Source organism: Burkholderia sp. MSMB1459WGS (assembly GCF_001534535.1).
Classification (GTDB): Bacteria; Pseudomonadota; Gammaproteobacteria; order Burkholderiales; family Burkholderiaceae; genus Burkholderia.
Genome location: NZ_LPMU01000054.1, coordinates 1 through 1,546, shown reverse-complemented (window position 1 = coordinate 1,546; position 1,546 = coordinate 1). Strand labels below are relative to the sequence as shown.

Here is a 1,546-nt window from a genome sequence, read left to right as displayed (position 1 = left end):
CTAGTCAGTATGACTCCCGCGGGGCAAAGGCTGGCCTGCCGTGAGGAATCAAGCGCGGGTTAGCATTGCTGCCAGAGCCGCACGGTGCGGACAGGGCCGCACCTGGCGATTTCCGGCACGGAGGCCAGCATGGAACACGATAGCACGCTGTACGTCGGGCTCGATGTCCATAAGGAGTCGATCACGGCCGCCTATGCGTTCGGCATGGGCGAGGTTGAACTGCTCGGCAAGGTTGGCACCACGAAGACGGATATCGATCGCTTATGCAAGCGCCTGCAATCGAAGGCGTCGCGTATCTGTATTGTCTATGAGGCGGGCCCATGTGGTTACGGACTTTACCGTCAACTTCAGCAGAAGGGAATCGACTGCATGGTGTGTGCACCGTCTCTGATTCCAAGGAAGCCGGGGGAACGCGTAAAGACCGATCGGCGTGACGCGATCAAACTGGTGCGTTCTCTCAGGGCTGGCGACCTGTCGGAGGTCTTTGTCCCTACCGTCGAAGACGAAGCCTTTCGCGATCTGGCACGGGCATGGGTGAGTGCCAAGGATGATCTGAAGCGTGCGCGGCAGCGGCTGAAGTCCTTTCTGCTTTCGCATGGGGTCAGCTATACCGGCCGCGCCGACTGGAGGGCAGCACACCGGCGCTGGCTGAGCACGTTTGCGTTCGACAGCACATGGCAGCAGTTGGCATTCGAAGAGCATCGACGCACGATCGAGGATCGTCTTGCGCAATGCGATCGACTGGAAGCTGCGCTGCGCGAGGCCGTGGTTGCCTGGCGTTTTTATCCGGCAGTACTGGGTCTGCAAACGATGCGCGGCATGCAGTTCACCACGGCGGTCGGCATGCTTGCTGAGTTGGGTGATCTGTCACGCTTCACTCATCCGCGCCAGTTGATGGCGTGGCTGGGGGTAACACCGAGCGAACACTCGTCGGGCGAGAAACGCCGTCAGGGCAGCATCACCAAGAACGGCAACAGTTACGCGAGAAAGCTGCTCGTCGAATCGGCATGGAGTTATCGGCATCCGGCGCGGGTGAGTCCCGAGATTCAGCGCCGCCACGAAGGGATTCCTAAACCCATCGTGGATCGATCTTGGGATGCGCAGGTGCGCCTGTGTCGACGCTATCGAACGCTTGTGGCACGCGGTAAACAGAAGAACATCGCCGTGGTCGCGGTCGCCCGCGAACTAAGCGGGTTTATCTGGGACATTAGCCAACTCGCCATGTCACTTGCGTTGCAACCGCAGAAGCACGCGGCTTGAGCAGGCGAGCGAGAGTCTTTACCCATCAATCAAGGAGTTTCCTGAGGGCGGCGTAGCCCGGCACACGAGTAACCCGCGCCACGGCTACGCAACGGATCCAATTCGATTTGCGTCCCTAGATAGCGGCAGGCTCATCAGGCGGACCTCTGTAATGCGGTAGCCAACCCGCGGATATCAGCGTGATCCACCGTCGAGACGTACTGCTGCGCCGCCCTCAGGAAATTTGAACAATAACGCGTGGAAAACCCGAACACCAATCCCGATTGACAGCGGGAGTCATATCAGC

The 1,546-nt window shown here is 59.7% G+C and carries 1 protein-coding gene; it reads left to right on the top strand.

Translation table 11 applies throughout. The annotated features are described in order from the left end of the window. Positions 1-129 precede the first annotated feature (129 nt). Positions 130-1,260 (top strand): IS110 family transposase, encoded by a 1,131-nt coding sequence (locus WT97_RS20820; protein WP_035973420.1) that lies wholly within the window; start codon positions 130-132, stop codon positions 1,258-1,260. The last annotated feature ends 286 nt before the right edge of the window (positions 1,261-1,546 follow it).